This window comes from Burkholderia sp. BCC0405, assembly GCF_902833075.1.
GTDB lineage: Bacteria > Pseudomonadota > Gammaproteobacteria > Burkholderiales > Burkholderiaceae > Burkholderia.
Genome location: NZ_CADFEO010000031.1, coordinates 15,799 through 28,345, shown reverse-complemented (window position 1 = coordinate 28,345; position 12,547 = coordinate 15,799). Strand labels below are relative to the sequence as shown.

Annotated in this window: 13 protein-coding genes; 9 read left to right on the top strand and 4 right to left on the bottom strand. The window is 68.6% G+C overall.

The genetic code is table 11. The annotated features are described in order from the left end of the window. Window positions 1-109 precede the first annotated feature (109 nt). The 7 genes from HWX36_RS34145 (at window position 110) to HWX36_RS34115 (ending at window position 7,917) form a co-directional block, all read left to right on the top strand. Window positions 110-1,612, top strand: a complete 1,503-nt coding sequence (locus HWX36_RS34145; RefSeq protein WP_175958164.1) for an APC family permease — start codon at window positions 110-112, stop codon at window positions 1,610-1,612. After that, window positions 1,609-2,196, top strand: coding sequence for a DUF3156 family protein (locus tag HWX36_RS34140; RefSeq protein ID WP_175958163.1), 588 nt, complete (start codon window positions 1,609-1,611; stop codon window positions 2,194-2,196). The genes HWX36_RS34145 and HWX36_RS34140 overlap by 4 nt, the downstream gene beginning before the upstream one ends. 63 nt (window positions 2,197-2,259) lie before the next feature. Continuing rightward, window positions 2,260-3,198 (top strand): helix-turn-helix domain-containing protein, encoded by a 939-nt coding sequence (locus tag HWX36_RS34135; RefSeq protein ID WP_175958162.1) that lies wholly within the window; start codon window positions 2,260-2,262, stop codon window positions 3,196-3,198. Window positions 3,199-3,365: 167 nt separating this feature from the next. After that, on the top strand, window positions 3,366-4,574 hold the full coding sequence (locus HWX36_RS34130; RefSeq protein WP_175958161.1) for a porin: 1,209 nt from the start codon (window positions 3,366-3,368) through the stop codon (window positions 4,572-4,574). Window positions 4,575-4,917: 343 nt separating this feature from the next. Further along, on the top strand, window positions 4,918-6,156 hold the full coding sequence (locus tag HWX36_RS34125; protein ID WP_175958160.1) for an ABC transporter substrate-binding protein: 1,239 nt from the start codon (window positions 4,918-4,920) through the stop codon (window positions 6,154-6,156). Between the two features lie 34 nt (window positions 6,157-6,190). Further along, complete coding sequence (locus HWX36_RS34120) at window positions 6,191-7,060, top strand: sugar ABC transporter permease (protein ID WP_043179796.1); 870 nt, start codon at window positions 6,191-6,193, stop codon at window positions 7,058-7,060. Then, window positions 7,030-7,917: a carbohydrate ABC transporter permease gene (locus HWX36_RS34115; RefSeq protein WP_175958159.1), complete on the top strand. Its 888-nt coding sequence runs from the start codon at window positions 7,030-7,032 to the stop codon at window positions 7,915-7,917. Before HWX36_RS34120 ends, HWX36_RS34115 begins: the two co-directional genes overlap by 31 nt. 32 nt (window positions 7,918-7,949) lie before the next feature. Here the strand turns inward: HWX36_RS34115 and HWX36_RS34110 are convergent, their stop codons facing one another. Next, entirely contained in the window at window positions 7,950-8,972 is a 1,023-nt protein-coding gene (locus HWX36_RS34110) for a LacI family DNA-binding transcriptional regulator (RefSeq protein ID WP_175958158.1), read from the bottom strand. 6 nt (window positions 8,973-8,978) lie between these two features. On the opposite strand from HWX36_RS34110, the gene HWX36_RS34105 reads away from it, so the two are divergent. Further along, complete coding sequence (locus HWX36_RS34105; protein ID WP_175958157.1) at window positions 8,979-9,899, top strand: phosphatidylinositol-specific phospholipase C; 921 nt, start codon at window positions 8,979-8,981, stop codon at window positions 9,897-9,899. On the opposite strand, the gene HWX36_RS34100 is transcribed toward HWX36_RS34105, so the two are convergent. The 3 genes from HWX36_RS34100 to HWX36_RS34090 form a co-directional block, all read right to left on the bottom strand. Continuing rightward, window positions 9,896-10,852, bottom strand: coding sequence for an alpha/beta fold hydrolase (locus HWX36_RS34100; protein WP_175958156.1), 957 nt, complete (start codon window positions 10,850-10,852; stop codon window positions 9,896-9,898). The two genes, HWX36_RS34105 and HWX36_RS34100, sit on opposite strands and share 4 nt — an antisense overlap. A 49-nt stretch (window positions 10,853-10,901) precedes the next feature. Next, the gene (locus HWX36_RS34095; RefSeq protein ID WP_175958155.1) at window positions 10,902-11,204 is read right to left on the bottom strand and encodes a hypothetical protein; all 303 of its coding nucleotides are present in this window, start codon (window positions 11,202-11,204) and stop codon (window positions 10,902-10,904) included. 106 nt (window positions 11,205-11,310) lie between these two features. Continuing rightward, window positions 11,311-11,922: a LysE family translocator gene (locus HWX36_RS34090; RefSeq protein WP_175958154.1), complete on the bottom strand. Its 612-nt coding sequence runs from the start codon at window positions 11,920-11,922 to the stop codon at window positions 11,311-11,313. An 87-nt stretch (window positions 11,923-12,009) separates the two neighbouring features. On the opposite strand from HWX36_RS34090, the gene HWX36_RS34085 reads away from it, so the two are divergent. Then, window positions 12,010-12,537 (top strand): GNAT family N-acetyltransferase, encoded by a 528-nt coding sequence (locus tag HWX36_RS34085; RefSeq protein WP_175958153.1) that lies wholly within the window; start codon window positions 12,010-12,012, stop codon window positions 12,535-12,537. Window positions 12,538-12,547: the final 10 nt, after the last annotated feature.

Below are 12,547 nucleotides of genomic sequence, written 5' to 3'. Positions count from 1 at the left end.
GGGGCCCGGGAGACGAAGGGCTGAAGCGCCGCCCCGGGCTGACCGCAACGCAGATGTAGCCTCAGCCGCCGACGAAGCGGTGGCCGGGGGACACAGCAAGGAGACAGGGATGTCGGGATGGTCTGGAGTTACCGGCGCAGCGGGCGGCACGCCCGCCGGTACGCCGGCTGAAGCGGGTGGCGGCACGGCGCTGAAGGCGGGCGCGGTCGGTTTTCCGACCGCGCTGGCGAGCGCCGTCGGCCTCATCATGGCAAGCCCGGTGATTCTCACCGCGACGTCGGGCTTCGGGATGGGCGGCTGGGCGTTTGCGGTCGCGATGATCATCGCGTTCGTGATGATGCAGGCGCAGGCGACGACCTTCTCGGAAGCCGCCGCGATGCTGCCGACGGCCGGCTCGGTTTACGATTACCTGTCGTGCGGGCTCGGCCGTTTCTGGGCGATCACCGGCACGATCTCCGCGTATTTCCTCGTGCACGTGTTCGCCGGCACGGCCGAGACGATCCTGAGCGGCATCATGGCGCTCGTCAATTTCGAATCGCTGAACGCCGCGCTCGAGAAGCACAACAGTTCCTGGCTCGTCGGCGTCGGCCTCGTCGTCACGTTCGCGATCACCAACATCATCGGCATCAAGGTGTTCAGCAAGCTCGAGATCGTCCTGACGGCCGGCATGTGGCTGTCGCTGATGATCTTCGGGATTCTGGGCCTTGCGGCCGCGCCGGCCGTCCATCTCGACGGCTGGTTCGGCGGCTCGGAGGTCGGCACATCGATTCCGGCCGTGCTGTCGCTGGTCGGGATGGCGATGTTCATGTTCGTCGGCTGCGAATTCGTCACGCCGCTCGCGCCGGAAATGAAGGCGCCGGGCAAGACGATTCCGCGCGCGATGGCGCTCGGCCTCGTCGGCGTCGCGATCTGCATGTTCCTGTACGGCGCGGCGATCCGCCGCCAGGTCGCGAACGTGCCGGTGAGCTCCGACGGCCTCACGCACCTGCTCGACACGCCCGGCGCGATCCCCGCGTTCGCGCTGCAGGTGCTTGGGCCCTTCGGCCGCGTGTGGTTCGGCATCGCGTTCCTGTGCGCGGGCGCCGCGACGATCAACACGCTGATGGCCGGGTTGCCGCGCATCCTGTACGGGATGGCGATCGACGGGGCGCTGCCGCGCTGCTTCGCGTACCTGCATCCGCGTTTCAAGACGCCCGTGGTCGGTATCGTCGCGGCGGCGATCGTGCCGATCTTCCACGCGTGGCTGATCAACGGCAATCTCGACAGCATCCTGCACCTCGTGCTCGCCGCGACCTGCGCGTGGGGTACCGCCTACCTGCTCGTCACCGCGTCGGTCGTGATGCTGCGGATTCGCCGCCCGGACCTGCCGCGCCCGTACCGTTCGCCGCTGTTCCCGCTGCCGCAGATCGTATCGAGCGTCGGCATCGTCCTGGCGATCTGGTACATCACGCCGCCCGGCATGAACGCGCGCGACATCTATGTGCCGTTCGGCGCGATGCTCGGGCTCACCGCGCTGTATGCGCTGTTCTGGACGCTCGTCGTGCAGCGCCGGCATCCGTTCAAGCCGGTGCCGGTCGAGGAAGTGCTGCGCAACGAGCACGTCGCATCGTGAAGCTCGCGCTTGCCCGCTGGCGCGCAGCGCCCGATGCGCCGCCGCCCGGCCATCGGCCCGGCGCGATCGCCGCGCGCGTGCTGGCCGACCTGCGCGCCGAGCGCGACGCCGATGAGGGCGGCAGTCTGACGGCCCGGCTGCCGAACGGCGTGCGCGTGAGCGTGGATGAGCGCGTCGACCGCCAGTTCCTGATGCATACGGTCAGCGTGAAGGTGGCGGCAACCGCGTGCGGCCCGGCCGCGCAGGGCAGTGCGCGCGTGCGCCAGACCGGCTGGCTGCGCTGCACGGGTATCGATGCGGTGGCCGTGCGGGGATGCGGCCCCGGATTCGTCGACACCGTGGCCGCGCTGGTCGCCGAGCCGGCGCTGGCCGGCGCGCTGCGGCCGCTGCACCTGACCGACTGTACGATCGATGCACGCGACGGCTGCTGGACGCTCGCGATGGTGCCGTTCGGCGGCAGCGAAGTCGTGAACCGGATGCCGTCGTTGCGCCGCTACGTCCGCCTGACGGGCGAGCAGGCCGCCGCGCTGTCGGCGGCCTGTCTTGCGTTCGAAACCGCGCTACGCAGGATTTTGCACGGGTAAGCTGTGGCGTTGCGCGCCGGGGGAACCCGGCGGCCGCGTTTAGGGGTTTTACCGGAGATGCCGATGCTGTTCCAGTCACGCTCACACGAAGACGTGCACGATCACGGGCTCGCGATCGCGGGCTGGCATCAGGTCTACCGCCAGATGACGCCGGGCCGCTTCAAGGGCACCGTCACGCAGGTGCTGTACGACGATTTCCACTTCTTCCGCGAAACGACCAACCGGCGCGTCGCGCAAACCGGGCTCGCGCCGGCCGGGCGCACGTCGCTCGCGGTGCCGCTGTCCGTGCCGCTCGCGGGCACGTTCCAGGGCCAGCCCGTCGACGGCTATGCGCTGCTCGCGCTGCACGCCGGCGAGGATTTCGAATTCCACACACCGGAAGGGATGGGGCTGGTCGGGATCAGCGCGTCGTCCGACATGGTCGACGAGCTGTGCGAAGCCGAATTCGGCGCGTCCGGCGCGCGCAAGCTGCGCCACGTGACACGGCTGTCCGACGAGCAGGGTGTCGCGCTCGGCGTGCGGCTGTCGGCGCTGATCGACGATGCGCAGCGCAATCCGGGCCAGCTCGAATATGCGGCCACCCGCAAGATGTTCCGCGACGCGATGCTCGGCATGTTCCTCGATGCGCTCGAGCAGGGCATCGGCGTCCAGCGCCGCGACATCACGCACGCTACCTACAGCGACATCGTGAGCCGTTGCGAGAAGCACCTGCGCGATCGCCCTGAAGAACCCGTCACCGTGCTCGAACTGTGCCGCGCGCTGCGTTGCAGCCGCCGCACGCTGCAAACGAGTTTTCAACGCGTGGCCGACGTCACGCCGGTCGGCTACCTGCGCACGATCCGGCTGAACGCGGTGCGCCGCATGCTGCGCACGACGTCCGTGCAGCAGCTCGGCGTCGGTGAGGCCGCCGCGAGCTGGGGGTTCACGCATCTCGGCTATTTCGCGCGCGAGTATCGCGACCTGTTCGGCGAGTTGCCGTCCCAGACGACGCGCCCCGCATGATGCACGCGCCGCGCGACGCCGCCGCCAGGCGCCGTCGCGGGCAATGCGCGCCACCGTTTGCCGATTTGCGATAGCGGTCCTGAATTTTCGCTGGATAGAGTCCTGTCACCCATATCGATAACCCCATCGATCTGCACTGCGAATCGATGACCACTGAGGGGCGGGACATGAAGATCGGACGACGACTGGCCACGGCCGCGGCTACGCTGGGTTGCATGCACGCACATGCGCAGACCTCGGGCAGCGTGACGCTGTACGGCACCGTGGACACCGGCATCATCTACTCGACGAACCAGCAGTTCACGCGGGCCGACGGCAGCACGGGCGGCGGCCATGCGTGGCAGATGGGCGGCGGCAACCTCGTGCCGTCGCGCTTTGGCTTCCAGGGCGCCGAGCCGCTCGGCGGCGGGCTCGATGCGGTGTTCACGCTCGAGCAGCAGTTCCTGTCCGCGAGCGGGCAGGCGCTGCAGGGCGGCACGGCCTTCAGCCGGCAGGCTTGGGTCGGGCTGCGGCAGGACGGGATCGGCACGCTCGGTCTCGGCCGTCAGTACGACTCATACACCGACATGCTCGGTGCGTACGTGTCGAGCAACAACTGGGCGACACCGTACGGCGCGCACCTCGGCGACGTCGACAACCTGAACGCCGCATTCAACTTCAACAACGCGGTGAAGTTCATCAGCGCCGACTTCAACGGCTTCACGTTCGGCGGCACGTTCAGCTTCGGCGGGCAGGCTGGCGATTTCTCCGCGAAGCGCGGCTATGCAGTGGCCGCGACGTACACGCGTGCGCCGGTCGCGTTCTCGGTCGGCTACCTCGACCTGCACCAGCCGCTCGATGCGGCGCTCGGCGGCGCGAGCGACTATATCGGCGATTTCGCGTGCAGCAATCCGGGGGCGATGTACTGCCTGCTGCAGGATGCGGGCGCGATGCGCGCATTCGGCGCGGGCGGTTCGGTCACGTTCGGCGATGCGACGATCGCGCTCACCTATACGCATACGCGCCTCGGCGACAGCCGTTATTTCTCGACCACCGCGCAGCCGCGCACGCAGGCGTTCACGTTCGATATCGGCGAACTGAACGCCACGTACATGTTCACGCCCGCTCTGCAGGGCGGCGTCGCCTATATCTTCAACGCCGCGCACACCGACGGGCGCGGCACGACGCGGTTTCACCAGGTGAACGTCGGTGCGAACTACGGCCTGTCGAAGCGCACGGCGCTGTATGCGATCGCGATCGGCCAGATCGCGAGCGGGAAGGGGCTCGGCACCGATGCGGACGGCAACGCGGTGAACTACGCGCAGATTCCGGTGCTCGCAAACAGCAACTCGAGCCGGCAACTGGCGGTGATGGCCGGCATTCGCGTGAACTTCTGATTGCCGGCGGCGTGAAGCGGCGCGCCGGTCAACTGGTGGAAAGCGATGCTTGAAAAAAATCGCCCGTGTGCTTAACTGAACGGTCGAGATCGATGGAAATCCCGTATCGCAAGCGATGGCGCGGAAGGTCGGGAGCGGCTTTCCCGCCATTGTCATCAGGAACCGGATCGCTCCGTCCGGCACCGTACACGAGACTCGGGCTGCCCGGCTTGCCGCTTGCCACAATACCTTCACGGTCGACGTGAACAATGGCGACGTTTCAGGCGACCCGACGTGTCGCCGGCGTTGCACACGTGTGCAACGCATAGTTGTCCCGCTACACACGCCGATCGAGAGAGACCACATGACCCTGCTGAGCCGCCTGCGCGTACTGTCCGCCGCCGTTGCGCTTTCCTTCGCCGCCACACACGCCGTTGCCGCGGATCTCGTCATCGCGGGCCGCGACGACATCTACGGCAAGGGGCTGGCCGACGCCGTCGCCGGCTTCAACAAGCTGCACCCGGGCACCGAGATCGAGCTGCTCAAGCTGCCGAACGCGAACCTGTACCAGAAGCTCAAGCTGTCGATGCGCGAAGGCACCGGCGCGTACGACCTCGTGATGATGGACGACACGTGGGCGCCCGAATTCATCGGCAACGGCTGGCTGAAGCCGCTGCCCGCGTCGCTCGCGGACGCCGATCTCGTGCCGTCCACGGTCGCGCTCGGCCGCAACGCGGCCGGTGCGCTGTACGCGCTGCCGATCGTCGGCAACGTCGAGATGTTCGCGTACCGCAAGGACCTGCTCGCGAAGTACAAGCTGCAGCCGCCGCGCAACTGGGACGACGTGCTGAAGATCGCGCAGACCGTCGGCGGCGCGGACAAGAGCGTGTCGGGCGTCGTGTTCCGCGGCACGAAGGGCAACCCGGTCGTGACGGGCTTCTTGCCGATCCTGTGGGCCTACGGCGGCGACGTGTTCGACCATGCCGGCAACGTGACGATCGATTCGCGCGAAGCGCAGGCCGCGCTGAAGACGTTCCTCGCGCTGAAGGCGTCCGCGCCGAAGGACGTCGACGTGTACGGCGCGGCGGAAGTGCGCGATGCGTTGCAGCGCGGCATGGCCGCGCAGTTGATCGAGGTATGGCCTGCGTGGGTGCCGGCGCTCGACGATCCGAAGCAGTCGCGCGTGGTCGGGCAGATCGCGCTGCAGCCGCCGCCCGGGCAGACCGCCGGCCCGGCGCCGATGCTCGGCATCTGGCAGATGGGGATTCCGAAGGACGCGCCGCACGCGAAGCTCGCGCAGGATTTCCTCGCGTACCTGACCAACCGCGACACGCAGACGCGCCTCGCCGGCATCGGCATTCCGCCGACCCGCCGCAGCGTGTTCAACGATCCGGCGCTGGTCCGCCAGTACCGCTGGTATCCGGATCAGCTGAAGGCGCTCGAAGCGGGCCGGGCGCGGCCGCGCGTGAAGGACTGGCAGCAGGTCGAGAGCATTCTCGGCGACCAGCTGCAGCTCGCGCTGACGGGGCAGGCCGCGCCCGACGCCGCGCTGCGCCAGGCCCAGCAGAAGATCGCGCAGGCGACGGCCGCGGCCGGCAAGTGACGGCGCGCCGCGAACCCTCGCCGGGACACAGCGCATGAAAGCCTTCGGCCGCAGCCTGCCGTTCGTCGCGCTGCTCGGGCCCGCGCTGCTGGTGCTCGCCGCGCTCGCGCTGTATCCGGTTGCGCAGGTGCTGATCGACTCGTTCTGCCAGGTCGACTACTCGGCCGGCCGCCGCGCGTTTGCCGGGCTCGCGAACTATCGCGCGGTGCTCGGCGACGATGCGTTCACGGCCGGCTTCGGCAATACGCTGCGTTTCACGATCGTGGCGTCGCTTGCCGAGGTCGCGCTGGGCTTCGGCCTCGCGCTGCTGTTCGTGCGCGCGTTTCCGGGGCGGCGCATCGCGCTGCCGCTCGCGATCCTGCCGATGATGCTGTCCACGCTCGTGTGCTCGGCGATCTGGCGCAACTGGCTCAACTTCGACGGCTTCCTGAACGCGCTGCTCGCGGCGTTCGGCATCGAAGGCGTGCGCTGGCTGTCCGATCCGCATCTCGCGCTGTGGTCGCTCGCGCTCGTCGACGTGTGGCAGTGGACGCCGATGGCGTTCCTGATCGTGCTCGCCGGGCTGCAATCGATTCCGCAGGAGCTGTACGAAGCCGCGCGCACCGACGGCGCGAGCGAGTGGCAGTGCCTGCGTGACATCACGCTGCCGCTCGCGGCGCCGCAGATCGGCCTCGCGCTGCTGCTGCGCTCGATCGACACGTTCAAACTGTTCGACAAGGTCTACGCGTTGACGGGCGGCGGCCCCGGCAATGCGACGCAGACGCTGTCGACCTATATCTATGACACGGGCTTCCGCTTCTTCAACGTCGGGCCGGCGAGCGCCGCGTCGGTGCTGATGCTCGCGGCGTCCGCGCTGCTGGTCTCGGGGTATGTATGGCAGACGGTTCGCAAGCGGCGCGCGTGACGGCGCAAGCCGCAGGCATCACGGGCGCACGATCGGGCGCCGCTCTCGGTCGCGCGATGCCGTGGGTGCTGCGTATCGTCGCGCTCGCGCTGTTGCTGCTGCCGTGCCTGTGGATGGCCGGCGCGGCGTTCATGCCGACGCTCGAACGCCTCGATCATCCGTTGCGGATCTGGCCGGCCGCGCCGACCTTCGAGCATTTCGCATCGGTATGGTCCAACGGTATCGGCGCGCCGCTGTTCAATTCGCTGCTGGTCGGCTTCGGCACGACGCTGCTCGCGCTGGCGCTCGCGTTTCCGGCCGCGTATGCGCTCGTGCGGCTGCGGTTTCCGGCGCGGCTCGACCTGCTGTTCCTGGTGCTCGTGCTCGCATTGAAGCTGATGCCGCCGATCACGATCGCGGTGCCGCTGTTCGCGCTCGCGAAGCGGCTGCACCTGCTCGATTCGACGCTCGGCCTGATGCTCGCGTACCAGATCTATGCGCTGCCGATGGCGATCTGGATGCTGCTCGCGTTCGTGCGCGACGTGCCGATCGAATACGAGGAAGCGGCCTGCATCGACGGCGCGGGGCTCGCGCGACGGCTCGTGCAGATCGTGCTGCCGCTGTGCGCGCCGGGGCTGATCGCGACCGCGATCTTCGTGTTCATCGCCGCGTGGAACGAATTCCTGATCGCGCTGCTGTTCGTGTCGACGCCGAGCCGCTTCACGCTGCCGCTCGCGATCGCCGGCTACGTGACGGAGAACGGCATCGACTGGGGCGACCTGATGAGCGCGGGGCTGATGGCGTCGCTGCCCACGCTGGCCGTGGCCGGCTATGTGCAGCGCTACCTGTTGCGCGGGTTCGCGGGCGGGCTCAAGTGACGCGCGGCGCCGCCGCGCCCGATTTCCCCTCGTTATGCGCAGCTGGCCCGCACCACCTGCGTGACCGGCACGACGCGCGTGCGCGACGGGCCGTCGAACGCCTGCATCCGGTCGGCGAGCAGGTCGACTGCCGCGTGCGCAAGGCCGCGCGTGTCCTGCCGGAGCGTCGTGAGCCGATACGCGTCGTATTCGGCGGCCGGGATGTCGTCGAAGCCGATCACGCGCACGTCGTCCGGTACGCGCAAGCCGAATTCGCTGCGTGCGACGTCGATCACGCCGAGCGCGAGCAGGTCCGACGAGCAGAACACGCCGTCGGGCCGCTTGCCGTTCGCGAACAGTTGCCGCGCGGCTTCGATGCCGCTTGCATGGGTGTCGGACGGCGTGTCGAGCACGTGCGCGAGCGTCGCGTCGAATGCGTCGCCCCGCCCGATCGCCTGTTCGAACGCGGCGGCACGCGACTGCGCGCTGTAGCTCGCGCCGCGCGGCCCGACGAACGCGAGCCGGCGCGCGCCGGCCCGCACGAGCCGCTGCGCCGCATGGACGGCGCCCGCCGCGTTGTCGCTGACGACGATGTCCGCGCCCGGCAGGTTCGCCTCGCGGTTGATCATCACGACCGGGATCCGGTGTTCGAGATACTGCTGCGCGACCGACAGCGGCGGCGATGCGGACGTCATCACGAGGCCCGCGATCCGGTAGCTGAGCAACTGTTCGAGCGATTGCCGGACCTGGCGCGGATCTTCCGCATTGGTCACGAGCGGCGTGAGCGCGCGCTGCCCGAGCGCGGCCATCAGGTCCGACAGCAACCGCGCGCGAAACGGATTCTCGAACCCGGCCGTCACGACGCCGATCATGCTGCTGCGCTGCGTGATCATGTCGCGCGCGATCAGGTTGACCTGGTAGCCGAGCGCGCGCGCGGCGACCATCACGCGTTCACGTGTCTGCGGGGCGATGCTCGCCGTCGGCGAGAATGCACGCGACACCGCGGAGCGCGACACGCCGGCGCGCGCCGCGACATCCGACGCCGTGACCCACGGCTTTCTTTCCTTGTCATTCATCGATTCATGATCCCTTCGAGCCACGATACGTGCACGCCGCCCGCCGACTGGATGTCGGCGCTCGGCGATGCGCGGCTGCTGCATACGCTGACCCTACCGGGCAGCCATGACACCTGTGCGTATACCGTCGACGATTGGCTCGTGCGCACCCAGCGTGCGCCGCTCGATGCGCAGCTCGCGCATGGCGTGCGGCTGCTCGACATCCGCTGCCGGCACGTGCGCGATGCATTCGACATCCATCATGGCGGCATCGCGCTCGGCATGACGTTCGACGACGTGCTGGCAACCTGTGCGCGTTTTCTCGAAGCGCATCCGCGCGAATGCATCGTGATGTCGGTGAAGGACGAATGGCCGGCGCACGCATGTACGCGCAGTTTCGATGCCACGTTCGACGCGCATCGCGCGCGGCATCCGCGGCTGCGCTGGCATGCCGGCGGCACGTTGCCCGCGCTCGGCGACGTGCGCGGCGCAATCGTGCTGCTGCGCCGCTTTCGCAGCAGCCGGCCGCTCGGCATCGACCTGACCGCGTGGCCCGACAACGCGACGTTCACGATCGACCATCCCGATGGCGGATTCGTGATCCAGGACGAATATCGCGTGCCGGTGGCCGCGTCGATCGGTTGGAAGTGGCGTGCGATCGACGCGCTGCTGACGGACCTGCCTTCGCCGGACAGCGGCCGCTGGGCGATCAACTTCTGCAGCGGAACCGGGATGGGGGCGAATCCGTCGGTGGTCGCGCACGGCGACGGCAGGGTGCGGGGCATTCATGCGCGGCTGGCCGAACGACTGCGCGAGCAGCGGGGCCTGGTTGGCGCGATGCTGCTCGACTTCTGCGATGACGACGACTGGGCGCTGGTGCGCGCGCTGATCGCGTGCAACGACCATGCGCCGGCGCCGGGCGTCTGGCGCAAGACGTTTCGCTGTTAGCGGAGATTCGCGTTGAAGAACGCGAGCGCCTTCGCGTCGAGCGTTGCGTGGAATGCCGCGCGATCGAATCCCTTCGCATCGGTGCAGATGTCAGGCGAGGTGTGCGCCAGTTGTTCGGGGCACGGCGCGAGAAACGCGAAATGCGCGGAATTCGGCACGACGTGGAATTCCGGCCGTTGCGGCAGCATGCCGGCCAGCGCGGGGACCGTCTCCGGCTCCACGCCGTCGCCGCCGGCTTCGGACCCCCAGAGCTGGATCGGCGCGTGCACGTCCTTCAGCGAATCGGCGGTCGGGAATTCGTTCATCGGGTCGGCGATCACGTAGGCCTTGATCCGCGGGTCGTGCGTCAGCGGTTGGGGCGGCAGGTCATGGTCGCGTATCTGCTTGCAGATCAGCCAGGCCGGGTCGGGGCAGGCGATCCGCGCATGGACGAAATCCGGATTGGCGCCGGCCAGCACGAGGCCCGTATAGCCGCCCCGCGAAAAGCCGAAGAAGCCGACCCGCGCGGGGTCGATATGCGCGGCGTCGGGCCCGTTTGCCAGCATGTAGTCGACGAGACGCTTGATGTCCTCCGGCCGCTCGGCGAGCTCCCGAATGTCGGCCGCGCGGCTCATGTCGGTATGCGTGTCGCCGGGATGGTTGATCGCCGCGACGACGTAGCCCGCGTCGGCCAGCGTTTCGGCGAGGTCGTGATGCCCAAGGTACGTGCCGGCGTGGCCGTGCGAAATCACGACGAGCGGCAGCTTGTCGCCGGCGGTCGGACAGTTGCGTTGCCCTTTGAGCAGGAACGGGCCGATCGTGAGCGATTGCGCGGGTGCCGCGCATGGCGTCCAGATGGCCGCGCGCAGCTCGGGGCCGGCTGCGTCGGCCGGGATGCTGACGAACTTGATACCGGCCGCGTGCGCGACCGTGGTGGCCAGGCAGAGCAGGACAGCCGGGAGCCAGGTTTGCATGTCGATTCCCCTCCGGTGCAGTGAGCGGACTTCCGTTCCGGTTTGCTGGTCAGGTACGGCCGCGCGAGCGCGGCGATTCGGGCGTGCCGCCGATCGTTATGCAGAAAAGCAGTGTGTCCGTCGTTCCGGGATTTTCGATCTGCCACATCTCGGCGTCGGACACCATCGTGCGGCGGCAGAATTCGGCCGCGTCCTCGAGCGGCCAGTCTGCGAGGCAGACGGTGCCTTGCGGCGCGCTACCGTGTCCGACCCGTCCGTCGGCGGTCAGAACCCAGCCTTCCCAGCCGTAGATCGGGATGCGATGCAGTACACAGAAGTCGATGCATGCGAGCGCGGCGGCGAGCGGGAGCACGATTTCGCGCCGGGAAATCGACTGGGCGGCGAGTTCGGGAGGCAGTGCGCCGAGTTGTGACATGGCGGGCCGGCAGGCGATGCCGTGGCGTGCGGCGGGGCGCCGTTCAGCGTGTCGCGATCGCTACCGCCGCACCAGCCATCGCAGTCGCGCTCGTCCGGTTGGCAATCCGCTTGGCGCGCGCCGACGTCAGGAACGCCCGTGCGCGTGACGCAAGCAGCGACCAGAAGCAGTCGGCCAGGATCAGGACCGTGAGCATCGTGCCGACCAGTTCGGCCCACGCGGTCACACCGACGTGCGTGAGATCGACGATGGTCGGCAACAGCGCGAGATAGAACACCATGATCTTCGGGTTGCCGAGCGTGACGAGCATGCCCGCGACGAACATGCGCCACGGCGACCGGTCGCGCGGCAGGTCGTCGGCGCCTGTCTCGGTCGGCGCGGTCCACATCTTCCACGCGAGGAACAGCAGGTACGCGACGCCGAGCAGCTTCAGCACGATCAGGCCGGCCGCGAACGTACGCGCGAACGCGGACAGTCCCGCGACCGCGAGCGTGAGCCACAGCGCTTCGCCGAGCCACATGGCCGCGAGGAACGGCAGCACGTCCCGCACGCCGTTCGTCAGCACGCGTGCGACCAGCGCGGCGACGCTTGGGCCGGGCGTGCCGGCGGTGACGAGCAGGGCGACAGCGAAGACGGCGAGCGCGGACAACGTCATGACGAACCTCGTGGGTGGGGCGTTCGAAACGTATGAGGTTTCGATTATAGTGACGGCCGTTCCAGACTGTCTGCCTGAATTGCCGTCATGACTGCATCGATCCTGATTCGTCCCGCCACGCGGGAAGACGCGGCCGCGATGGCCGCCGTGGAAGTCGCCGCCGCGCAGCGGTTCCGCGACATCGGCATGACCCACATCGCCGACGGCGAGCCGACCGATGCGGCTGCCGTGCTCGCTCGTATCGACGACGGTGGTGCGTATGTCGCGGTCGATCCGCAGGGCACGTGCGTCGGATTTGCGTTCTACCGGCTGCTCGATGCGCAGCGGCTCTATCTGGAAGAACTGGATGTCGCGCCGTCGCATGCCGGACAGCGGATCGGCGCGCGCCTGATCGAACAGGTGACGGCGCGCGCCGCGCAGGAAGGCATCGCGGAGGTCGTGCTGTCGACGTTTCGCGAGGCGCCGTGGAATGCGCCGTACTACGCGCGCCTGGGTTTCAGCATCGTCGACGACGCCACGCTTGACGACACGCTGCGTGCGATCCGCGCGCACCACGTCGCGCTCGGGCTCGACGAGACGCAGCGCGTGTTCATGCGGGCGGACGTGCGCCGCTGAACACGCGCTG

What these genes read in the sequence shown, in the direction of transcription:
- HWX36_RS34110 (WP_175958158.1), bottom strand. Translation starts at nt 8,972, where the DNA reads ATGAATGACAAGGAAAGAAAGCCGTGGGTCACGGCGTCGGATGTCGCG.
- HWX36_RS34125 (WP_175958160.1), top strand. Translation starts at nt 4,918, where the DNA reads ATGACCCTGCTGAGCCGCCTGCGCGTACTGTCCGCCGCCGTTGCGCTT.
- HWX36_RS34085 (WP_175958153.1), top strand. Translation starts at nt 12,010, where the DNA reads ATGACTGCATCGATCCTGATTCGTCCCGCCACGCGGGAAGACGCGGCC.
- HWX36_RS34145 (WP_175958164.1), top strand. Translation starts at nt 110, where the DNA reads ATGTCGGGATGGTCTGGAGTTACCGGCGCAGCGGGCGGCACGCCCGCC.
- HWX36_RS34115 (WP_175958159.1), top strand. Translation starts at nt 7,030, where the DNA reads ATGGCAGACGGTTCGCAAGCGGCGCGCGTGACGGCGCAAGCCGCAGGC.
- HWX36_RS34090 (WP_175958154.1), bottom strand. Translation starts at nt 11,922, where the DNA reads ATGACGTTGTCCGCGCTCGCCGTCTTCGCTGTCGCCCTGCTCGTCACC.
- HWX36_RS34105 (WP_175958157.1), top strand. Translation starts at nt 8,979, where the DNA reads ATGATCCCTTCGAGCCACGATACGTGCACGCCGCCCGCCGACTGGATG.
- HWX36_RS34100 (WP_175958156.1), bottom strand. Translation starts at nt 10,852, where the DNA reads ATGCAAACCTGGCTCCCGGCTGTCCTGCTCTGCCTGGCCACCACGGTC.
- HWX36_RS34130 (WP_175958161.1), top strand. Translation starts at nt 3,366, where the DNA reads ATGAAGATCGGACGACGACTGGCCACGGCCGCGGCTACGCTGGGTTGC.
- HWX36_RS34135 (WP_175958162.1), top strand. Translation starts at nt 2,260, where the DNA reads ATGCTGTTCCAGTCACGCTCACACGAAGACGTGCACGATCACGGGCTC.
- HWX36_RS34120 (WP_043179796.1), top strand. Translation starts at nt 6,191, where the DNA reads ATGAAAGCCTTCGGCCGCAGCCTGCCGTTCGTCGCGCTGCTCGGGCCC.